A 24,014-nucleotide genomic window follows, 5' to 3' on the forward strand; every position below is an offset into this window, starting at 1 on the left:
GGTTGCACTTGCCAATGAAGCAGCAAAATTTGATGACCTAGAATTAAGCTATGACAATCGTCGCAAGCTAGACAAGCTGAAGCTCAACTTAACACTTCCCGCCCCTAAAGATCCGGCAAAAACGGCTGAGCTTGCAAAACTTTCAGCTGATTTAGACGGCCTGTATGGTAAAGGCAAGTATTGTAAAGACGGCACATGCATGAGCCTAGGAGATATGACGGCTAAAATGGCAACGAGCCGTGATTACGAAGAACTACTTGATATCTGGCAAGGTTGGCGAGACGTATCTAAGCCTATGCGCCCACTATATAAAGACTTAGTGTCTTTGGCGAATGAAGGCGCAAATGAACTTGGCTACGCAGATACAGGCGCAATGTGGCGCAGTAAATACGATATGCCAGCAGATGACTTTGCAAAAGAGCTTGATCGCATCTGGGGACAGGTAAAACCGCTATATAACTCACTGCACTGTCATGTTCGTGCCAAATTGGGTGAAAAATATGGCGAAGATAAAGTACCTCAAGACCAACCTATTCCAGCACACCTGCTAGGTAACATGTGGGCGCAATCTTGGGGCAATATCTACGACTTAGTGGCGCCAGAAAATGCAGATCCAGGTTACGACCTCACAGAGTTACTTGAACAGCATAACTACGATGCTATAAAGATGACTAAAGGCGCTGAAAAGTTCTTTACCTCTATGGGCTTTGAACCTCTGCCAGAAACATTCTGGACTCGCTCACTTTTCCTTAAACCAAAGGATCGCGATGTACAATGCCATGCTTCAGCATGGAACCTAAACTTTAAAGATGACTTGCGCATCAAAATGTGTATCCAGCAAACAGGCGAAGAATTTTCAGTCATTCACCACGAACTTGGTCACAATTTCTACCAACGCGCATACAACAAGTTACCACTGTATTATCAAGAAAGTGCAAACGATGGCTTCCACGAAGCAATTGGTGACACGATTGCGCTATCCGTTACACCGGGATACCTAAAGGAGATAGGTTTACTGGATCAGGTACCAGATGAATCCAAAGATATCGGCCTGTTAATGAAAATGGCGATGGATAAAGTGGCTTTCATTCCATTTGGCTTGTTAGTCGACCAATGGCGTTGGAAAGTATACTCTGGCGAAATAAGCCCTGAGCAATATAACCAAGCCTGGTGGGAGCTACGTGAAAAATACCAAGGTGTCACTGCACCGGTTGCACGTACAGAAAATGACTTTGATCCGGGTGCAAAGTACCATGTGCCGGGCAATGTACCTTACACTCGTTATTTCCTAGCCCATATTCTACAGTTTGAGTTCCACAAATCACTGTGTGAAATCGCAGGTAGTAAAGAAGCGATCCACCGTTGTTCAGTTTACAACTCAAAAGAAGCCGGCGAGCGTTTAAACACAATGCTTGAAATGGGAAGTAGTCGTCCATGGCAAGAAGCACTTGAAACGGTCACGGGTAGTCAACAAATGGATGCGACAGCCATCCTAGACTACTTTGCACCACTGCAAGCCTACTTAGACGAGCAAAACAAAAATCGTCAGTGTGGTTGGTAATCACACGCGTCTAAATGTGTGCAGCGCTAAGCTGCACACATTGCATCTCGCCATATCTTGCAACACTTTTTTTCTTCCTGCTCTGCAAAAATACCGCTAATGTATTGATATCAAGAGGAGAAACCATGAATTTAAATCGTACTTGGCTATACAGCCAGTTTGAACTTACACGCTTGTTTGCCACCAAACGTGGCTGGCTAGCCGTAACCGCATTTTCTTTGGTGTGGTTTATGGTGCTGCGTTACCCTATTTACAACGCCGTGCCATTTATTAACAGTCCCGAATTTGAAGGCTTTGTAAGTCAACTTGCCGGCACTGTTGGCCTATACAGCTTGGTTTCATGGCCAGAAGCCGAGCTCGCTATTTTCTGGGTCATCGCCTTGTTTACCTTCCCAATGTTTTCTGTCTTTGTCACGGCAGACCAAACTGTTGAAGACCGAAATCGCGGTACAGTCCGGTTTCTCACCCTAAGAAGCACTCGGTTTGAGTTATTGCTTGGACGATTCATGGGTCAAGTCTTTATTTTAGCAGTATTAATTGGCTTGGTTTGTATTGCTACCCTCATTATGATGGGCATACGAGACAGCGGCTTAGTCAGCTCAGGGCTGACAAAGACTTTAGCTATTTGGGCTAAGTTATTGATTACCTGCTTACCCTTTATTGCGTTAATGAGCTTACTTAACTTGTTGACGAATTCAGCCCGTATGAGCATCGTTTTTGCGATTTTGTTCTTTACCATTATCGCGTCGGTGATTACCTATGTAGGCGATGTATACCCGATGTTTTCGTTCTTAAATTTCGCCATTCCAGGTCACCATATTGGAGATATTACGGGCTGGCAAAGCGACGCACATTTTTCGTTGTTGGTGCCAATATTTCAAACTGTCGCATTGTTAGGTGCTGGCCAGTTTATATTGCGGGAGCGTGACCTATGAATACTGTCATTGAAGTAAACGCATTGGCAAAAAGTTTTGGCTCAAAACATGCCCTATCAGACGTCAATTTTAGGATAGAACAAGGCAGCACAGTGGCGCTCGTTGGGCCAAATGGCGCTGGAAAAACAACCTTATTTAGTATCATCTGCGGATATCTAAAACCCGACCATGGCACGGTCAATATTCTTGGCCATAACCCAAGAAGTGCACCACTGTTTAGTAAACTCAGTGCACTACCACAAGATGCACAGCTCGACCCTAAATTCTCCGTGGAAAAACAGCTAAGCTTTTTTGCACAGCTTCAGGGAATGGATAAAAAAGCAGCGCTGGCAGATACTCAGCGAGTTTTAGAGCTTGTAGATTTATCTCAAGTTGCCCAGTCCAAAACATCAGAGCTCTCACATGGTATGCGCAAACGAGTTTGTATTGCACAAGCTCTCTTAGGTAGCCCAGAGGTCGTATTACTAGATGAAGCCACAGCCGGATTAGACCCCAAAAATGCCAAGGCAATTCGTAACCTGATTGCTTCGCTTAAAGGCCAAATCACCTTTATTTTAAGCTCTCATGATTTAAGCGAGTTAGAACGACTATGTGATACCGTACTCTATTTAGAACAGGGAAAACTGAGCAGTCACCAGAGTGATTTACACCAAACACAACCGGGTAGCTTTATCACATTACAGATGCTTAATCTCAGTGATGACATGCATCAAAAAATAGCCCAGCTCACCGGGGTGCTAGCGGTAAAACAAACCCAATCCGACGAGCTTGTTATTGAATACACAAAACAGCCAGAACCTTTAGATTTGTCCTTACTCTCATTGATACATGAAAACCAGTGGACATATAAACAAATTGTCAATGGCCGAACTTTAGAAAACCAACTCTTTGTAGATTAGCAAGGGCTATGCGCACCGCAGCCAAAATGCGGCGCGCATTCCCTTGTGATTTGGCACGTCATTAACCCCCCCTCGGTACGCCCTGAAAAATTGAGGCGGAAAACAACGTATTGGACGACATTGCAAACCTGTTACAAACCATGGCATTAGTCGTATACAGCCCCCTTGCAAACATGATGTCGCGACTGTGACGAACACATTCTTTTTTAATTCAAAACAGGCGCCAAATTGAAGTAACTTTATTTAGTCCCCCTCAGTAGGTATCATCCTCGGATTACATTATCCGCAAGCCACGTTGCTTTTGCTTTGAATTGAAGGGTATAAAATATGAAGACTGCAATCGTGTTGGGTGCGACAGGCCTAATTGGGAAGCACTTGGTTGAGCAGCTCATACTTAATGCAAACATTGACCAGATTGTCGCAGTTACTCGCAGACCGGTCGATTTTGGCGCATCCAAAGTACACAACGCAGTGATTAATTTCGAACAATTGGACGACTGCGCGGACGTGTTTCAAGGAGATTTGCTGTTTTCTTGCTTGGGTACCACCAAAAAACAAGCTGGCTCCATTTCAAAACAACGCATCGTTGATTTTGACTACCAATTACAAGTCGCAAAATTAGCTGCACGTAACAAAGTTGCTCACTATTTATTGGTGTCTTCAAGTGGCGCCAACAAACATAGTCGCAGCCCCTATTTAAAAATAAAGGGTCAACTAGAGGACCAAATAAGCCAACTTACTTTTGAAAAAATAAGCATTGTTCAACCTTCACTGCTTCTTGGACAACGTGATCATGTCCGTATCGCGGAAACTCTGGGGAGCTATATTTTACCCATACTATGCAAACTACCAGGCTTACGTAAATTTAGACCAATTACAGGTGAACAAGTCGCCAAAAAAATGATTGAAATCAGTGCCTCGCAACCGCTTGGTCAATGTACCTTTAAACTTGATGAGCTCTTTTAGGCCCGTGTTGAATAGTTAACTCGGGACAAAAAGTATAGTGTTTCACGCACGACTGGCGAGAGCTGCGCACAATCATGGCACAGCGAATAAAATGAACCGTTCAGCAAATATACGCACGCTGCAATTACTTCGCGGGCGATAAATTTTTAACATAACCTGCGCATGTGCATTGGAATTCACGCGTGTTAACTTTAACGCGCCAGTGAAGTTGAGTGTCAGAAGCCAAGGCATCAGCATCATAACGGTGACTTTGGTTTCTTAAACAGGCATTAGACTCTTGCTCAGAAAATACTTGAGAATCTCTCAAGGTTGGGTAACCCGTCTTAACACATGCGCCAATGACATAGTTTGGTTCACTCAGCATCAAATTGGTATATTCAGTGTCGTTTTCACGCTGCATCGGTGTAGGTTGCTGAATAATATTCTGATCTTTTTTACTCCCTTCACATGCTGCGATTGGTACGACACCAAGCAAAATTAGTAAGTGAAATAGGATTTTAGAAGATATTCTTTTCATCGGGGTAGCCGTTCCTTGTCGTTGCAACAAGCTTAGAGCAAATTGATAAATTTGCCTTCAAAACTATTCATTTAACTTGTTCTGTTCCGAATAAAATACTAATTATGATGTAAATCATTCGATTCACTCCGTAGTCTGCTTACGGTATACTAGTACCCAAACCCCCATCAGCAATGCCCATACTAACATTCATTTAGAGAGTAGCATGACTAGTAACGCTTCAAATAATACCCTCATCCAAGAGTTAAAAACTATCGTTGGCAATAGCTTTGTGCTAACTGACGACACCAAAAAGCAACCTTACACAAAAGGATTTCGATTTGGCTCAGGCGAAGCGTTGGCAGTAATTAGACCTGCGACTTTGTTAGAAATTTGGCAAGCACTTGAAGCCTGTGTTGCAGCTGATGTCATTGTAATTATGCAAGCCGCTAATACCGGGTTAACTGGTGGTTCAACACCCGATGGTAAAAACTATGACCGCCCTATCGTCATTATTAGCACCATGCGCATAAACGATATTCAGCTCATTGACAGCGCAAAGCAAATTGTTGGACTAGCTGGTAGTACTTTGTTTGGCTTAGAGGATACACTCGCCCCACATGGCCGAGAGCCTCATTCCGTGATAGGCTCTTCATGTATTGGCGCGTCAATCGTTGGCGGTATTTGTAACAATTCTGGCGGCGCTCTCGTTCAACGTGGACCTGCCTATACCGAATTGTCACTGTTTGCGCAAATTGATGAACACGGTAAATTATCATTAGTCAATAACCTAGGTATTAACTTGGGACAAACACCTGAAGACATCCTGACTAATCTACAGAACCAAAACTACACAGATGCAGATGTGCATTTTCCAGCACTTAGAGCCTCTGATGATGAATATCATGAACGGGTTCGAGATGTTGACGCCGACACGCCGTCTCGTTTCAACAATGACGGGCGCCGATTATACGAATCTTCTGGCTGCGCAGGTAAATTAGCTGTTTTTGCCGTGCGCTTAGACACTTATCCAGTTCCTGAAAAACACCAAGTATTTTATGTCGGCACCAATGACCCCGCTGTTTTAGCACAAATTAGACGCGATATTTTGTCTAAATTCGATAACCTACCAGTGTCTGGTGAATACTTGCACAGAGACTGCTATGACGCTTCTAAAAAGTACGGTAAAGATACCTTCTTGGTCATTGATAAACTTGGCTCAAAGTACATCCCAAAAATGTTCGCCATGAAACGTACCGTTGATCGGATTGCGGAAAACTTTAAGTTTTTACCTAATAAGTTTTCCGACCGAATCATGCAGTATTTAAGCTGTTTATGGCCAAATCACCTACCAAAGCGTATGGAAGCATATCGTGACCGCTATGAGCACCACTGGATTGTAGAAATGAGCAATGCAGGTGTGGCTGAGGCAAAAGCTTACTTTGATGAGTTTTTCAAAACCAATGATGGCAGCTATTTCGAGTGTACTGAAGATGAAGGCGAAAAAGCGATTTTACATCGTTTTGTAGCAGGGGGTGCCATTGGCCGTATGCAGACTATGAACAGTAAAGAAATGGGTGCGATCATGACAATCGACGTGGCATTTCCGCGCAATGAAAAAGAGTGGTTTGAGCAATTACCACCTGAGATTGACGAACAAATTGCCGTCAAACTTTACTACGGCCATTTATTTTGTCACGTCATGCATCAAAATTACATCATGAAGCCTGGTGTTGATGCTAAGGCCGTAAAAAATAAAATTCTCGAGACATTTGATAAACGTGGTGCAGAGTATCCAGCCGAGCACAATGTAGGTCATGAGTACCTTGCCAAAGATGCACTAAAATCATTTTACAAGGAACTCGACCCAACAAACTCATTCAACCCCGGGATTGGTAAAACAAGCAAATGCAAACACTGGCACGAACCGTCTGAATAATCTCTCATTGATGCCTTACTACAGCAGAGCATTGCAGTAGTAAGGCTGCAACTAACAGACACCTAGCAACGTGAGCCCAACGCCCAATTATTCGCGATGAATTAAAATTTTTATATAATCTATTTGAAACATTTTTGATACACTATAACGCTATTAGAAAAATTCAAGTGTTGTAAACCTTATGAATCACCCTCTCAAAACAAGTGCAATTGCACTTTGTGCTCTGCTGACAGCAGCCTGTAACGCCACCAACCCAATTGACAAAAAGCCATTAGAAGACAACAACCTACGCGTAGTAACTTGGAATATCGAACATTTAGCTGCGAAGAATACTGAAGGCTGTAAACCAAGAAGCCATACAGAGCTGGTCGAATTGCAAGCCTATGCCAAGTCACTTGATGCAGATGTCATTGCCTTTCAAGAAGTGGGATCTATCAACGCCCTTGAAACCGTTTTGGATAAAACACAGTGGCAGTTCATCATTTCAAATCGAAAAGATAGCCCAAGCTACACTTGTCGCGGTAACGGCTTAACGTCAACGCAGCAAAAGGTTGCTTTTGCCGTGAGAAAAACCTTGGATATTGAGCAAGTCGTTCAACACAGACAATTTTCAGACTTAAAAATGGGACTCAGAAACGCGCTGGAGATACAACTAAACTATCGTGGTGAAACGCTGAGTCTACTTAATGTACACTTGAAAAGCGGCTGTTTTGTGGACGACTACCGTCGCTCTGACAAAGACGCATGTAAGCTACTCGCGAAACAGATCCCACTTTTAGATAAATGGGTGGAAGATAAAAGCAAAGCTGACGCGCCCTTTATTGTGTTAGGCGATTTTAACCACCGACTTTCTGCCCCATATAATCGCTTCAGCCGTGACCTTTACTACCCAGATGGGCTAGCAAACAATGCGCCAAATGATGTGACTAAAGCATCGTTTTTCAACGCGAATCTGATGCTAACCGGCTGCCACCCATATTACCCAGCGCCCATTGACCACATGTTAGTATCTAACACATTAAAATCTAATTATGTGCAAAACAGTGCTCAGTTCCATTACTTTGATAATATGGAACCAAAGAAAATGCTCAGTGATCACTGCGCGTTAAGTCTTGACTTAAAATAATAAATACAGTTTCTTCGGGCTGTACAGCACACGCTATACAGCCCATACAAATCAAAAAATTACTTTTCGACTTGATCAATGACATCAATTACAGCCTTAAACAAACGCTTGTTGGCAAGGCCTAAACTCTGATTTACCACAGAGCCATACGCACCAAACCTGACAACAACCAGCTGTTTTGAAGGGATGATAACGACATACTGCCCGCGATGCCCTCTCAGTGACACGGTATCCTTTGGCAGCCTTGGTAGCCAAAACCCTAAATCATTCAGCCACAGCTGCCCACCGTAGTGATCCACGACACCTTTACCCATCATGACCTCTGTGATCCAAGTTTGAGATACTATTTGACGACCGTCCCAGTGACCTTTTTGAATAAAGAGTTGCCCTATTTTTAGCCAGTCATGAATCGTTAGAAACATGCGCGCACCACCACGCAAATTACCCGCTTCGTCAAACTCAGCAATAGCATTGTTGATCCCAAGTGGCGCAAAAAACTGCGTTTGATACAGGTTATTTAATGACTGAATATCTCCCCCAGAGGCGACTTTCACGACATCGCTGAGAAGTTGAGTTGTGCCCGTTGCATACTCAAATTTGCTGCCTGGTGAATAGTCACTTGGGCGTTTTGAGACATATTCAACTGAATTACCCGTGTGGTACCACATTGGCGCCAAATCTTCATGCCCATGAATATCTGGGGTCTCAGCCCATTTCACGCCTGAGCTCATATTGAGCAGGTTTCGTATCGACATAGTATGTGCGCCATATGTCACTTCCTGGTCTAATGTTAGCTTACCTTGCTGCGCTAACACACCCACCAGCAATCCAGTCAACGTTTTAGCCATCGACCAGCTCAGCATTCTCGTATCACCAGAATGGTGCGCATCATACTGCTCTGCAACCAGCTTTCCTCTGTGCAATACCGCAACGGCAAACGTGTTATCACTCCATGGGTAGTCCAAGTGATTATTGGCAAAGAATTTATCCAGCGACACATCATCTCGTATAGCTTTGTTTATTGGCGTACTGGGCATTTCTGCTGGTAACGACAATGTATCAGCTTGCGCAACTAATTCGGCAGGTGTCAGTGCATGCAACAAAGTACAGCCAAGCCCAGCCCTATAAACAGAAGTACGCGTGAGATCTTGCCCATCGACTTGTGCCGTAATTGATACACGTTTTGTGGTGCCGTTAACCTCAATTGCAGGGGTACTAGGCAGTGCCCCTAACGCTTCTGGAATAACCCGTTGCCGAATAAACTCAACAGATTCGCCTGAGACAAAGTGCCTAGAGCAAATTTGGTTAGCGCTGTATCCTAACAGCACATTGGGATCTGAATGACAGCCAGTTAAAACAAGCGATGAAGCCACGCACGCAAGCGCGAATACTGTGTTTTTCATATTTATTCCTTTTGTTATAGTCAAAATTCATGACGAATAACTCAACAATAAATACAAATTTATGCTCTGAAATTCCCTAGCTTAGTAGTGCTTTTTTATTGCCCGAGCTCGGATGTGTGCTAATAATTGTATATATCAATAAACACCCACCTAGAGCAAAGTTAGATAAAGATAAGCCCCATACAATCCCGCTAAACCCGGCAAAATGTGCCCCAACAAATGCACTTGGTACAGAAAAAATAAAAAGTCTAATAATACTAAAACTCAATGCTATACCACTTCGCCCAATTGCATTACAGCAGCTCACATACAACATCACACCAGCCAAAGCGATATAAGATATCGGCAGCACTGTGACTGCAAGGTGGATCGCATCTTTGACGTTAGGTTGTTTACAAAACCCACCACTGAAGAGATCTGCACCGAAAAACAGCAACATCGCAATCACTGATTGCCAAACAACACACGCGAGCACCGCAAGTTTTATACTCCGCCTAACCCTCAGTAGTTTTTTAGCCTCCCAGTTTTGACCGACGAAAATGGGTAATGACGTGGTAAGTACCATCGGCAATAATAAAGCGATAGGCTCCACTCGCATGACGACGCCATACGCTGCAACCGCATCACTGCCTTGTGTCGCGACTATCCCCATCAAGAGCGATTGTGCAATTGGGGTGAGTAATTGAATCGCAACCACCGGCACCAACAGACGCAATAAACACCTAAATGCTTGGCGACTTTGTTGAGAAATCAAATTTACTTTGAGTGAAATATTCTCTTTAACTACGAGTAAGTACAGCGAAAACAAACAGCTGATGAATGCCGCCAACAGGTGCGCTAGACCGAGTTTCTCCAATCCACTTAACGGTAAACTGTGTGCAAATGGCGAAAAAAATGTCGTGCTTAAAACAACTTGCGACAGAGAAAATGTCATCAATAAGCATGCTGCCGCACGCATATTGCCAAATGCACGCAACACCCCAAAAATAACCATAACGACAAAGAAAAAAACCACTGCACTCAATCTATATTGCATATAAGCTTTTAAAGTAGGCCACACTTGTAATTGCGGTGTAGACGCCTCGTCAAACCCAAGTAAGTTTAATATCGGTAATAAGTTGAACCAGGTGACCCCAGCCAACACAGACCCAACAATAGCCGTAAAGATCAAACTCACCGCCGCCAGTTCTTCAACCTTGCGTGCTTGTGTCAAACGTGTTGCAACCACAATACCCAAGCCAATGGCAAAGGCAAAAAGCGTCGCTTGAATGGGAAGGGTAAAACTCATCGCAGTGAGCTCTTCAACCCCCAACCGCGAAGCAAAATATAATTCGATTAAATCAGCACCAAACAAAGCTAAGATCGCAAATAACATCGGCATGGTAAGCTGACCAAGCACGGTACTTGTCGATCCCGTTAGAATCCATCGTTTGCGTGCCATTCTTTGACGCTGTTTTTGGCACATTGCTGCTGCCGCAACCTCTGGGTATTTTGAAAGGGTTTTGCATGTCATAGTTTACGGCTTTCTCCCTGCTATTTAAGTTATTCGTTAAGTATTTTGCAGTCCGTATGCCAAAAAGACCTCTTTGGTAAAAAAGAGTTCCCCCATGCCCCTTCTATAGTCGACCAACTGCCTTCGATATGAGATAAGCCACAATACTTGTAAATTTGGTAAGAAAATGTGAACGCATGAAGCTGATGATAATATGTACAAATTCATTATTTGTATTTCAGCCAAAATGGTGACTTTAAACTCAAAGATAAAGCCGTCATAATTATCATTAGATGAATAAGCATGTAAGTAGTGAATATGGTTCGAAAGCCAGAAGAAAAGCAGCCTGAAGTCCCATCCCCTTGCGTCAGAAATTGTTGTCTTGACAACAATGACATATGTGTTGGGTGCCTGCGTCATATTGACGAAATTGTTGGCTGGGGTAGCAAAAGTGATCAAGAAAAGTCCGCCATATTAACGCGCTGTGAATCTAGGAAGGAGGTGCGCATTAAATAGATTAATGGCACTTTTGTCATCTGCTTTAAACCTCCCCCACACCACTTCATAAATAGCACTACCCAATATACTTACATAAGGGAAATCAATGAATAAATCTAAATTATCTCACTATATTACCTTGGCTTTATGCCTCTCGAGTGCATCCGCGTATAGTCAAGAGCTAGTTAATGACGGTCAGTTCAATGCACTCAGCATACAAGAAGCGCAAATCAGCACTGAATCTAACTTTTGGCTTGCATCACCTTCTGACGGGGCAGGCATCTTCAACCCTACGCTCTCTCAATATACTTCGCACGAATCAATTAACAATGTTGGCGCTGTCAGTGCAAGCGCTAAACTGAGTCAAAACTTACACACGACGCTTGATTTACAAAGCACCTATTTAATTTCAGCAAAAGTTGGCTGGCGAAATGACAGCGATGCTTACAATTTTAAAATTGGCTTAAGTGTGAATGGCGAATTCATTGACCTGACACCAAGCGTGCAGCTTCAACAAGGCCAATTTACGCCAGTTTCTGTCTCTTTTACTCCCAACACGACACACCAAGCTTTAGCTGACTCGGCACACCCTATCATTTTAGAACTAGTAAACTCAGACACTCAAATCAGCACCATAGATTTTGACGAGGTTTCAGTTACCATCTTACCCAAACGTACCGATACCGACGGAGATGGTATGGACGACGCTTGGGAAGTGTTACACGGCCTTAGCCCAGCGGATCCGAGTGATGCCCACACTGACATAGACGGCGACCTTGCTACGAACTTAAACGAATTCTTAAACAACACAGACCCAACGAACAGCGCAAGTGTGCCCAGTGCCTTCAGCCACACGCTTACAGGGAATACCGAAGTTGACGGCGCTTTACGATTAGTGCCACAAGCTATCTCTCCAGTGCTGTGTGATGCTGCCCATGAAGGCTCAATGTACTACAGCAGCGTCGACAAACTGCTCTTTGTTTGTGACGGCACTGTTTGGAATGAATTTAAAGGTGAACAAGGAGAGCCTGGCATACAAGGTCCTCAGGGACTCCCTGGTGTACAAGGTATACAGGGGGAAACAGGTGCGACGGGGTTAACTGGGGCAATCGGTCCACAAGGTGATAGAGGTCCCATCGGCCCTCAGGGACCACAAGGCATTCAAGGAGCCCCTGGTACAACCCATTGGCGGGATGGTGCAGGAAGAGTCACAACCACGGTGAGTGTCGGCGTTGGGACGGTAACTCCCTCAGCTGCTCTTGAAGTCATCGGGAATGCGATAGCAAATACCCCGATTCAACCTAATCACTTGGTCACCAAAGGATATGCTGATTCAGCAGATAGAATGTTGATGGCCAAATATGATGAACTATTGACAATGCTAACCGTGTTAAATAATGAAGTGTTCCCTAGTGATGGTTCCAGTTGTGCCAATGTTCTTGCGGCTAACCCATCAGCACAAAGCGGTATTTACCTCATTGATGCAGACGGCCCAGGTGGTGAGAAAGGCGTGTATTATTATTGCGATATGCAAGACCCTAGTGCATCTCGAAAAGCCATTTTCGCGCAAGAAACAGGACCAAACAAAAATATTGCTTTGGTTTATACAAACTCACTTCAGCCTGCTAGCTACTCCGCTAGCGCGACGGTTTCTGGATTTACCCCTGCCGGTGCGTTTGATGGACACCTTTACTACACTGCACCAGAAAGAAAGATAAACCTCGATGCAGGAGACTACATCTCTCATGGAATTTGGCTTGGGCCCGCCAACAACAATGAATGGCTGCAAGTTGCTTTTGCCAAAAAAGCGGTGATTACCGCATTCAGCACGCAAGTCGCAACGCATGATGCTAATTTCGCACCCAGAACACCGAATCAAGCGATTTTGCAGGTGTCAGATGATGGCATCAACTTTGTTGATCATGAACACTTAACGATGGACAAAGGCAAAGCAGTCGTCACCCTTAAGCGCCCTGCGGTAGGCACCTATTTTAGATTGCTAGTACTGTCTACCCATGGTTCTTCAAGCCGTACTCAGATAGACGAAATGGAGTATTACGGGTTCTTCATTGATGAATTTGGACTAGATCCTGATACCGCGCAAGGCACAAATTGCAAAGATATTCAGCAGAAAAATGCGGGGGCCACATCAGGGTATTATCAAATTGATCCTGATGGGGCTGACGGGCTATCACCTTTTACGGTCTACTGCGATATGGAAACATTAGGAGGGGGATGGACGCTGTTTGCAAACCATGCTGACGGGCTCGAAAGAAAGTTAGAGAGAGAGCCCGTAAAGGTTGATCAATTTGGGGTATTGGCATCTGCTCGTTGGCAAGCTTTGCGCGCCACTATGACCGAAGGACTCATGTTTATCGATGAAAACCAAAAGGTGTCGATGATTTCTGCGTATAACGTCACTCACCCAACAGGGGTAGGTTGCCAAAGCTTAATGGACAGCACTGCGTCAGATCTCACCGCGACATTTGACAATACGCCGCATATGGAAGGGTTAAATATTTTCCGTTCAGAGCCCACTGGCGTAGCATGTAACTATGTGGACAGTGGCACGTTCACGATGGCCCAATTGTCAGATAATACCGGCTACTATCAATATGATATTGCTGGTGCAGCCATATTTAATGGTAACCCTGAAAGGCCATTTTCGGTATGGCCATACCGTACAATATATGCCCACACTGAGCAGGACCAGTTAAAGTACTTTATCAAGTAGGCCACATAGCGGCGCTTTGGCGCCGCAGATAAGCTTTTGTCTAACGCTTTAAGTGACCAACGTTAAAGCTACTTGCCTTACTTGGATCACCTTTCCCGTCGTATACGGCCTGTTGTGGATAAGGGTAAACTGGCTGTTCTCTCGTCACGTCCCCATTTGTGTCTTCTTTTTGAGTCAGTAGACTGTTGGGTGCAACGCCACCTATTACCCATGCTTCTAATGCACTTATTGCATCAAACGTCGCGTTGCCAGGCCCATCAACGCCACAGTGCAAGACCCCAGGCAGTAAAAACAGCCTAGCAAAATCACGGACTTCTTGATTGTGGCTTGCCATAAACGCCTCAACGTTTTCATACCAGTCAATGGTTGCATAAGCAGGAACGGCAGCATCAGCCCAGCCATGTAGAACCAACATTTTGCCGCCACTATTTTTAAATGCTCTTAAGTCAGGATCATCTGCATCGATCATTTCACTGATATGGGCCAAGTTTTCTGCCTCATCTTCATATGAAAAATCACGCCAATTGTAATCAACATCTAATGCTTCGGGGTAAGCAATGTACTTTAGATACTCAGTCGCAGCGTAATAATGGAAAGGTTTTAGCTGTGCAAGTTGAGGCGCAACCCACCCCACCCACTCTGGCTCAGAGCCATATGGCAGACCCCCATAAATGACTTCTCCATGCACGTTTTTTGACGGTGCATATAGGGCTTTTACTGTATTGACTTGCTGTTGCGATAAGCAGTCATTAACATGCCCCGCTTCGCATTGTAGTGTTTTGGGGTCAAAATCACACAATCGTGGATCACTGATCACCCCATCTGTAAGACCGTCATACGCGTCACAAGCGCGCATCACCGCACTGGCAATTTTGCTGATATCTTCGGGTGATAAGATCGGGTTATCTCTATCATCGAGAATTGCCCGCGCGTTATCCATACAATTGACTAAATTCACATCGGTGTAGTTTATTGTTGGGCCACGAGCGATCACCCCGTCAAAATCATCGGGAAAACGTTTTGCAGCCATTACACCCGCATGCCCGCCTTTCGAGCAACCCGTGATAAATGAATACTGAGGCTGAGTATGGTAAAACTTCTCAATGATGGCCTTTGCAGCCACAGCGACAACATGGTTGGCACGATAAGCAAAATCAACTTTTCCTTGTTCGTTGTTTCTCGCCCACTTGCCATCAAAGCCATAAGCCGTATGACCACCATCATGACTCATAGTCGCATAATGTCTTACAATTCCAGCCATAGGCGGGTACGGGCTGACATCACCACAAAACCCCATACACGCATTCAGTAAGTATTTCTGGTTCCACACTTCGCGGGCAGGCAAGCGCAACTCAAAGCGTATTGTTGGCGTTACATACCCTCTCACAAGGCAATGATCTGGAAGAGACGTTTGTGACTTTGAGATAGGAGCTCCCATTAATCGGCTGTGTTTATAAGCCCACACAGACTCTGTCGCATTCATTTCATAGCCTTTGATGAAACGAGATTCGATCACGTTAGTTGCAGCCTCGCCATTGTCTAATTTTGAAAAGTCATCAAATCGCAAGGACATACAGGCGCGCGCTTGGGCACTGGGTTGTGTTGCAACCTCCGACGCCAAAAGGGGCTGTGAAAAAGGCACTAACCCAACCACGGAGAGTGAAATTGCCGCTTTACTTAAAAATGTTGATTTTAAAAACATACCCATTTATCTCCTTTAAAGGGATGCAATTGATAACCATTATCAATTGCAGAGTGAATTGTGTTGTATTTACCTTAGAAACACAAGTAACTTATCGTAGGAGCACTGCACAATAACAACTCGGTCAAACAATGACCGTATTTTTGAGTGAAAGAAAAAAGGTGAAGGTGTGTTTGTGGTGTTTGAATACGTGTAAAATAGGCTGCCAAAATAAATATAGCGCGATAAAGCCGCTAACAGGTGCCAAGCCTCGTCGGTCATGTCTGGTTTTTTACTCGCCAAGTCAGGCTACGACGTTAACACGACAACGTCTATTCCCCTTATTTAGCTGCACAACGAAGGTAAAGTAAATGCTTTGTTGAACATCTCTTTATGCTCAAAGCACCAGCCTTAGCAAATCGCCGCTGAGAATGCTGGTCAAATTCTGAAAAATGAAAACCACTCTTGTAAATCAACAAGCTGCCTATCGCCGTGAAGCATATCGGCATCATCTAGTTCATCACAGGCAAATGAAGTACGTATGGACATTGATGGTGGTAAATGCCTGAGACTAACACCAAACTTATTACGCACCTTTTTAATTTCTATCTTAGGTTAACACTATGCCATTACCACATGAGCATTCATCACGACAGAGCAATGACTGGAAAATGAAGCGTAATCTCTCACGACGTCTACATTGTTTGGTTACAACGCCAATACCCCTGCCAATATAATGTATACGACGTGATTTATCTCGCCCTAGCAACCCGTGCGTTATTTCAGACTTCTTTAATCTATCAACTTATCCAGCTTTATAAAAAAATCATTGAATGTTGCTGACATATCTTCAGAATGTTCTTGCACCTGTTGCAGGTCATCTTTAGCACCGTCGAGTGTATCTCTAATCTGCTGCTCCTGTGCATTCGTTAATCCGAATTCTACAATTGACTCTTCTACATCAAAGATTAACCGCTCTACTAACTCTTGGCATGAATGACTATAACTTTTGAACACCTGTTCAATGTCTTCTAAATCTTTACTCGCGACTTGACTAAGCTCCCTGAGGCCTTTATTTTTCGCTTGTATCGCCAGAATATTGGTTTGCAGACTCCTTAATCTGGCGTCTGCGCCTCGCACAATTAGCGCTAAAATATCGTTAAAGCGGCCATATTTCTCTTCATCTTCAATTGGCATATTTTTAACCAACAAAGAACAGTAGCAACTGTTAAAAAAACTGCGCTTTTCGATATTAATTACTGTTTTACTTTCACGTCCTTTTTTGAGCAATTCACTTTCCAATGGGTTTATTGCACCAAAATTGCAATAGTCTCTGAACTCACCCAACAGCCCGATTTGCACCGATGCATTTAGGTCAAGATTGCTACAGGTCTCCAATATGGCGCTAGACAAATCTGAGAGCGTATTGCATTGATAGGATTTTTCAATAAACTCAAGGCACTGACCGAGTTCACTGCAACTCGTAATCGCAGTCATTGTGACTTCTTCGGCCGTTTCGCAGTTGACCTTCAACGTGTCGATTTCACTGCTGTACTTTACTAACCGTTCGATCCTAAAGCTTAGCTCTTCAGCGTCAAACGGCTTGGTAATATAGTCATCCCCGCCCGCTTTAAATCCTTCTAACTTATCCTCAATACAGTCTTTTGAAGACACAAACAAAACAGGGGTATCCGAATGTTCAGCGCGACGGCGAATGGCCTTGCATACTTCATAACCATTCATGCCTGGCATCACAACATCCAACAATACGGCGTCATATTTGCGCTCATCAAATAATGTTAATGCCTCATCACCGTTAAGCGCAGAAAAATATTCGTGTGCATCGCCTAACATCGTTTTCGCAATGTCGTGGTTCACGTCATCGTCATCCACCAGCAAAACAGTGTAACTCATACCACCCCCAATTAAGTGCTAGTCTCGATACTTTTGAGAAATATCAAAGAACAGGTCTTCTTTTTGCAAAAACTCATCAAGTAGCTCAGGATCAAAATGGGTCCCACGCCCCTCTTTCATAATTGCAATAGCTTTGTCATGATCCATTGCATCCTTATATACACGCTTGCTAATCAGCGCATCATACACATCGGCTATCGCCATCAAACGCGCACTCAATGGGATTTCTTCCCCCTTCAATCCCATCGGATAACCAGAACCATCCCATTTCTCATGATGGTAATGAGAAATTTCTTTTGCAGTTTGTAAAAAGCTGTCTGTTTGGCCTAAAGCAGACTCAGCCGTTTCAATGGCATTGCGCCCAAACACAGTGTGGTTTTTCATAATCTCAAACTCTTCGGCGGTCAACTTACCAGGCTTAAGCAGCACATTATCAGGGATCCCGACTTTCCCAATATCATGTAGCGGCGCCGATTTATAAAAATTATTAATGGTTTCTGAATTAAGTATTTGTTTATACTTTTCTTTTTCGCTGATGATGGTTGCCAGCAGCTTGACATATAATTGAGTCCGACGAATGTGATTACCCGTCTCTTGGTCACGCGTTTCAGCCAAACTGGCCATTGCCTGAATCGTTACATCTTGTAACTGAGACATTTGCTCAGTCCGCTTTTGTACTTCTTCTTCCAAATAATCATTCTTGTTCTTGAGAATATCTTTAGACTCTTTGTTCAATAAATGTGTGTTCAACCTCGCAAGCAATATGGGGGGGCTAATCGGTTTGTTAATATAATCACACGCTCCCAGTAAAAACCCTTTCTCTTCATCTTCTACGCTTGTTTTAGCCGTTAAGAAAATGACCGGTATCTCACAGTAAACCTCATGTGACTTCAGATACTTTATGACTTCATAGCCATTCATTTTAGGCATGACAACGTCGAGAAGAATAATATCTACATTATTCTTCGCCACGACCGAAATTGCAGCCTCACCGCTTTTTACTGCCAGTACTCGATACTTATCCTTAATGATCTCCGTCATAAAAGCTAAATTCTCTTTAACGTCATCAACCACTAGCACTGTTTTTTGCTGTTCCATAGTCCCTTCTATTGATTTGTTGGACAATTGTTCACCACACACAAAAATATAGGTCTATTATTACTGAAACGCCAAGCTTGGATAGGATCCGATGAAAAGTTTAAGAATCAGCTTTTTTATCACATTCTCAATCATGCTCCTTGTTAGTATCGGTATTGGGTTGATGTCTTATTACGTAAAAACCGAAGTCAGCGAGCTATCAGAAAAACAAACACAGCTGTTCAAACTCACCGAACTGGCACATGAACTGAAACTCAGTTCAGACAATTTGACAAACTTTGCAAGGGCTTACGCAGTCACAGGTAACGACAAATGGCAACAATTGTTCAGTTACACCTTGCTAGTGCGCGATGGAAAGGTGCGGGCAGACAACGCAAACACCTACGATTACTGGGATAGCTTGGCAGCACCACATTCAAACTTACCCCCAATCATCAGAGTCAATGACGGGCACAACATAATTGAGCGATTTCAACAGCTAGGCGCCCAAGATTTTGAGCTTTTACAAATGCAAAATGCACTTTCTACCTCTAATGGATTAGTTTCTCTTGAAAGGCGTGCTTTTAATGCAATTGAAGGGATCCACAAAGATGAATACGGAAACTGGGTTAAAGATGCCGCTCCTGACCTAATCAGTGCACAAAAGATCTTGTTTAGCGACAATTACTTAATTGAAAAGTCAAAAATCATGTCGGCGATTGGGGAAGCGCATCGCGCCATTACATCTCGATTAAACACTGAGCTTGAAAACCATCAAAGCAGTCTAAATACCGCCTACCTGCTGAGAAATATTTTTAACTTGGTTTTATTGGTCAATATTGCCCTGTCGTTTTACCTATTGTGGCGACTTTATATCAATCCTGTTGCCTCAATTCAAAAACAAGTCGTTACGAATGTTGAGCAAGGCAACTATAATTTCACTTTAGACGAATCCGTTAAAGGTGATTTGTCTGACTTATCAAAGTCGATGAACAAGTTGTTGAGCGACCTATCTGAGCAGTTAGAGTTCAATACCATCATGAAAGACTTTGGGCTGGCGCTTCGGGGGAAGAAGAACCCCCATGAACTGGGAGAAGAATTACTGCAATTCTTAGAGCAGCGACTCTCTGTACCTTTACTCGGTCTTTATGTGTTTGAAGAGCAAAAAGTCCTAAACAGGGTTGCTGGTACAGGGTATAGCTCTAGTGCTGCGAAAACTTATAGCAATTACGATTCTATCCATTTTCACGTGTTAAGCACCCAAAAACCATACTCGATGAAATTTGAGAAGGATCAGTACGCCATTGAATTAAATGGTGAAAAGCTTTCAATTTGCGAGCTATATTACTTTCCATTAGTGGTGAGCAACGACAGTATCGGTCTACTGGAGCTCGGCAGCTTGGTTGCGTTGACGGATCAAGACTACAAATGGATAAAGTCTGTGATAAACGATTTAGCAGTGAGTCTTCAGCTCACGCAAAACATCGACTTGCAGTCCAAGGCCGAGAAACGCATCGTTGAGCAACTCGAGTTGAATAAAAAGATTTTGGATGCCATCCCAAGCCCTATGTACTACAAAAACAGTATGGGCAAATACCTGGGTGTTAACAGCGTATTTCACCAATACTTCGGGACATTTGATGCTGACGTACTCGATGCAACAGCCGAGGACATTTTCAATTATGAAATTGCACAAATATTCGAACAATCGCACCAAGACCTGCTCACAGGTACGTCCAATCAGCATTACGAAATCACCATCAACAATTCTGAAAATATACCTAGAAACTTCATCGTTTACGAAGCCGTTTTCACCAATGCAGAAAACGAGTTAGCCGGCGTCGTCGGACTCTTACTCGACGTAACAGAGCGCAAGCAAATGGAGCAAGAGCTGCGCCAAGCGAAAGATAGAGCGGATGAAATGAGTACTGCTAAAGGTGAGTTTTTGGCCAATATGAGTCATGAAATCCGTACGCCTATGAACGCCATCATAGGAATGAGCCACTTAGCCCTGAGAACAGAGCTTAGTACACAACAACTCGGTTATATAAATAAAATTGATCAGGCGGCTAAGAGCTTACTCGGTATTATTAATGACATCTTAGATTTTTCAAAAATTGAATCCGGTAAGCTAGAAGTTGAGCAAATTGACTTTTCATTACAGGAAGTACTTGATAACGTTGTAAATATCAATGTCATCCGGATGCAAGAAAAAGGACTTGAGATGCTACTTGATATCGCCCCAGATGTGCCAATTAGCTTGATTGGCGATCCTTTGAGGTTAGGACAAGTACTCATCAATTTGTGTGGGAATGCCATTAAATTTACAGAGCAAGGCGAAATCACCATCTCAGTGACAACGGTTGAGCAACAGGAAAACACGGCGACACTCAAGTTCTCTGTTCATGATACAGGGATTGGAATGACGCAGGCCCAGCAAGATAAATTGTTTCAAGCATTCTCTCAGGCGGATGGCTCAATAACCAGAAAGTACGGTGGCACAGGGCTTGGGCTTAGTATCTCGAAAAAACTTGTAGAACTAATGGACGGCAGTATTGGCGTTAATAGTGAGGAAGGCAAAGGTTCTGAATTCTATTTCACAACACGTTGCGGACTGCAGTCAGCGAAACTCACCAACGTCATTTGTCCAGATAGTCAGCTAACAGGAAAGCGGGTGTTAGTCGTTGATGACAACGAAAGTGCGCGTTCTATACTAACTAACTTACTAAAAGCAATGAAATTCAATGTCACTTGCAGCGCCAGTGGTTCAGGGGCTATCGAGCTTGTACAAGCAAGCCAATACGACATTATTTTTATGGATTGGAAAATGCCACATATGAGTGGTATTGACGCCATCAAACACATCAAGACGCTCGAACTAGAAATCGAACCAAAGTATATTCTGGTCACTGCATATGGCACAGATATCGGTATGAATGCAGAAATTCATGATTTGATTGATGCAATTATCCTCAAGCCGGTCAATGCATCTGTATTATTGGATGCCATCATGGAGTCATTTGAACTGGCACCACAATGTTCAAAAGAGGTCTCAAACTCCGAGCCCCAAGCAATAGAATTTAACCAAGAGCGAGTGCTGCTCGTTGAGGACAATAGTACTAACCAAGAAATCGCAAATGAGATGCTATGTTCATTAAATTTATCCGTAAAAATCGCAGATAACGGTCAAATTGCAGTAGATATGGTCAATAGCGAGCCCTTTGATATTGTACTGATGGACATACAAATGCCAGTTATGGATGGATACTCGGCGGCCAAAGCGATTAGAGGTAATCACAAGTTTGATAAATTACCCATTGTCGCCATGACCGCCAATGTCATGAAAGAAGACCTAGAAAAGTGCGACCAAGCTGGTATGGATGGCCATATTGGCAAGCCAATTAACTTTGGCCAAATGGCACAAACGATTAAAGCCCACCTGTCCACTGAACGAGGAACCCCCTCCACCCTGTCAGAGCAAAGTACGAACGATAAGTCAGCCGCAAAGCAACCACATGCGCTCACCCCACCCCCTATCGACGAAAAAAGTAAAAACCAAGAATTAAAAGGCGTAGATGTAACGTGTGCGATAAAAAGATTGGGAGGCAACGAAAAAGCATTTTGGAATATCATCAGAAAATTTGCCAGAAACCAAATCGAAGAAACCATTAATTTGAGTCAGGCGTTGGTCATTGGGGACTTCGAACATGCGGAGCGTATCGCGCACTCTCTAAAAGGGGCAAGTGCAAATTTGTGTATTGATGAGCTTTCAAAGCAAGCGTCAGACATAGAATCAGCAATTTCAAAAGGCGAAAAGGTCGCGGCACAGGATGTTGAAAAAATGACCCTGTATTTACGTGAGCTCCATCAAGCATTGTCTGACGCACATCAAGACGCCCCAACACCCGAACCAACCACTTCCAACGTGGTTCCGTTAAATATAACAAGAAATGACTTTATTGAGTTGGAAGAGCTACTTTTAGCTTGTGACACGCAATCAGTGGAGAAAGTGCACGAACTCAAAACAAAACACAAAATTAGCGAAGAAACCTGTAATCAGCTTGTCGAGCTCATTGAAGATTTTGAATTTGACCAAGCAAGAGAGTTAATTGCACAATTGCTCAATCAGTCGGCTTAAATTCAGTCTAAGCGATATCAATGTGTCAACACTTAGGAGCACAATAAATAGGGCCTCTTTTATAAATACGCCGGACTCACATAGACGTGATTGAGGATTGTGTGTCCTGCAAACTCAAAACTGAATTCACCAACGTGCTTAAAACCCAAGCGCTGATAAAACATGTTAGATGAATTTTCTGTCCAAGTGTATAACCAAAACGGCAAACCATAATGCTGCGCTACCGCCTGTAACAGCACTTTGCCTATACCTTGACCATGGAAATAGTTATGAACATAAAGCTTCTCCAGCTCATAACCACGACTTGGGTCACCAAAAAATGAGGCGGTATTGATCATAGCAAATCCGAGTAAGGCGCCCGCTCGCTCATAAACGAGTATTTTATACGCTTTATTGGCCAGTAATTCTTCAAAGTGTGCTTTTGTAAATTGCTCAATAGCAAAGTCGGCATAAGCTTTACGCATCCCATCAACAGTATAAGTATTCAGCCAAACTTGCAGTGTAAGAGCGGCTAAACTTGCCACATCATGGATATTTGCATGTCTTATCATTTCAATATTTACCGATACTTTATCTACTTGCACTGAACAGCACCATCGACTGCTGCGACCATTGTGACACATTTATGATTTCCAAAAAGCATGTTTCACTCCACTGATTTTTGGATAAATGTGAAGCTTTAACAATCTACTTCATCAAACTACTTCATCAAACTGCTGACACCAAGTTTTAACCCCGAGAACGAAGGCAACGCCACTTCACGCCTTATCGTGTATACAACCAACCTCGCTGATCTAACCGAAATATAACGCCTCGCTTATAGTCACCTTGCCAGCAGTGCTTGAGTGCTTCGTAGATTGCGTCGAGCATTAAAATCTAAGTTGCCAGCTACGCTTTCCCTGATATATTAACTGCTGTAACCCCCCTATCAAGGATAAGATTAACATTCGACTTGAGACGGACATACGGTTTGTTGAGCGATGGACTTAGAACTTTATGCACAATACCTTACGCGTTTTGGGTATGCCAACGCCTTACCCTAGAACAAATAACAACACATTGCTTTAATTGCAACAGTTGTTGAATAATGGCACCACGAGTCAACACCTGTAGATACGCCTGACTCAGTAATCATGGTATATAGATCCACACAGA

General features: G+C 43.5%; 16 protein-coding genes. 9 read left to right on the top strand and 7 right to left on the bottom strand.

All coding sequences use genetic code 11. The annotated features are described in order from the left end of the window. The 4 genes from L1286_RS20950 to L1286_RS20965 form a co-directional block, all read left to right on the top strand. Nucleotides 1-1,561: M2 family metallopeptidase (locus tag L1286_RS20950; RefSeq protein ID WP_235408972.1), on the top strand; the 1,561-nt coding region annotated here is incomplete at its 5' end. A 125-nt stretch (nt 1,562-1,686) separates the two neighbouring features. Beyond that, entirely contained in the window at nt 1,687-2,496 is an 810-nt protein-coding gene (locus L1286_RS20955) for a hypothetical protein (protein ID WP_235408973.1), read from the top strand. After that, a complete protein-coding gene (locus tag L1286_RS20960) occupies nt 2,493-3,395 on the top strand; it encodes an ABC transporter ATP-binding protein (RefSeq protein WP_235408974.1) in 903 nt (300 codons plus the stop codon). The genes L1286_RS20955 and L1286_RS20960 overlap by 4 nt, the downstream gene beginning before the upstream one ends. Before the next feature lie 327 nt (nt 3,396-3,722). After that, nucleotides 3,723-4,361, top strand: coding sequence for an NAD(P)H-binding protein (locus tag L1286_RS20965; protein WP_235408976.1), 639 nt, complete (start codon nt 3,723-3,725; stop codon nt 4,359-4,361). 124 nt (nt 4,362-4,485) lie between these two features. On the opposite strand, the gene L1286_RS20970 is transcribed toward L1286_RS20965, so the two are convergent. Next, nucleotides 4,486-4,878: a hypothetical protein gene (locus tag L1286_RS20970; RefSeq protein ID WP_235408978.1), complete on the bottom strand. Its 393-nt coding sequence runs from the start codon at nt 4,876-4,878 to the stop codon at nt 4,486-4,488. A gap of 205 nt (nt 4,879-5,083) precedes the next feature. On the opposite strand from L1286_RS20970, the gene dld reads away from it, so the two are divergent. Both dld and L1286_RS20980 read left to right on the top strand, forming a co-directional pair. Further along, entirely contained in the window at nt 5,084-6,796 is a 1,713-nt protein-coding gene (gene dld, locus L1286_RS20975) for a D-lactate dehydrogenase (RefSeq protein WP_235408980.1), read from the top strand. 181 nt (nt 6,797-6,977) lie between these two features. After that, nucleotides 6,978-7,922 carry an endonuclease/exonuclease/phosphatase family protein gene (locus L1286_RS20980; protein ID WP_235408981.1) on the top strand — a complete coding sequence of 315 codons (945 nt, stop codon included), beginning with the start codon at nt 6,978-6,980 and terminating at the stop codon, nt 7,920-7,922. A 59-nt stretch (nt 7,923-7,981) separates the two neighbouring features. On the opposite strand, the gene L1286_RS20985 is transcribed toward L1286_RS20980, so the two are convergent. After that, nucleotides 7,982-9,325, bottom strand: a complete 1,344-nt coding sequence (locus L1286_RS20985) for a serine hydrolase domain-containing protein (protein ID WP_235408982.1) — start codon at nt 9,323-9,325, stop codon at nt 7,982-7,984. A 76-nt stretch (nt 9,326-9,401) separates the two neighbouring features. Further along, a complete protein-coding gene (locus L1286_RS20990; protein WP_235408984.1) occupies nt 9,402-10,838 on the bottom strand; it encodes an MATE family efflux transporter in 1,437 nt (478 codons plus the stop codon). Nucleotides 10,839-11,135: 297 nt separating this feature from the next. On the opposite strand from L1286_RS20990, the gene L1286_RS20995 reads away from it, so the two are divergent. Beyond that, entirely contained in the window at nt 11,136-11,333 is a 198-nt protein-coding gene (locus L1286_RS20995; protein WP_235408985.1) for a DUF1289 domain-containing protein, read from the top strand. Between the two features lie 88 nt (nt 11,334-11,421). Next, on the top strand, nt 11,422-14,049 hold the full coding sequence (locus L1286_RS21000; RefSeq protein WP_235408987.1) for a fibrinogen-like YCDxxxxGGGW domain-containing protein: 2,628 nt from the start codon (nt 11,422-11,424) through the stop codon (nt 14,047-14,049). A gap of 40 nt (nt 14,050-14,089) precedes the next feature. Here the strand turns inward: L1286_RS21000 and L1286_RS21005 are convergent, their stop codons facing one another. From L1286_RS21005 to L1286_RS21015, 3 genes are all read right to left on the bottom strand, one after another. Continuing rightward, entirely contained in the window at nt 14,090-15,751 is a 1,662-nt protein-coding gene (locus L1286_RS21005) for a tannase/feruloyl esterase family alpha/beta hydrolase (protein WP_235408988.1), read from the bottom strand. A gap of 771 nt (nt 15,752-16,522) precedes the next feature. After that, on the bottom strand, nt 16,523-17,644 hold the full coding sequence (locus tag L1286_RS21010; RefSeq protein ID WP_235408990.1) for a response regulator: 1,122 nt from the start codon (nt 17,642-17,644) through the stop codon (nt 16,523-16,525). 18 nt (nt 17,645-17,662) lie between these two features. Continuing rightward, nucleotides 17,663-18,742, bottom strand: a complete 1,080-nt coding sequence (locus L1286_RS21015) for an HD-GYP domain-containing protein (protein WP_235408991.1) — start codon at nt 18,740-18,742, stop codon at nt 17,663-17,665. Between the two features lie 91 nt (nt 18,743-18,833). On the opposite strand from L1286_RS21015, the gene L1286_RS21020 reads away from it, so the two are divergent. Beyond that, a complete protein-coding gene (locus L1286_RS21020; RefSeq protein WP_235408993.1) occupies nt 18,834-22,859 on the top strand; it encodes a response regulator in 4,026 nt (1,341 codons plus the stop codon). 59 nt (nt 22,860-22,918) lie between these two features. Here the strand turns inward: L1286_RS21020 and L1286_RS21025 are convergent, their stop codons facing one another. Next, a complete protein-coding gene (locus L1286_RS21025) occupies nt 22,919-23,443 on the bottom strand; it encodes a GNAT family N-acetyltransferase (protein WP_235408994.1) in 525 nt (174 codons plus the stop codon). Nucleotides 23,444-24,014: the final 571 nt, after the last annotated feature.

This window comes from Pseudoalteromonas sp. SMS1 (assembly GCF_021530565.1).
Lineage (GTDB): Bacteria > Pseudomonadota > Gammaproteobacteria > Enterobacterales > Alteromonadaceae > Pseudoalteromonas.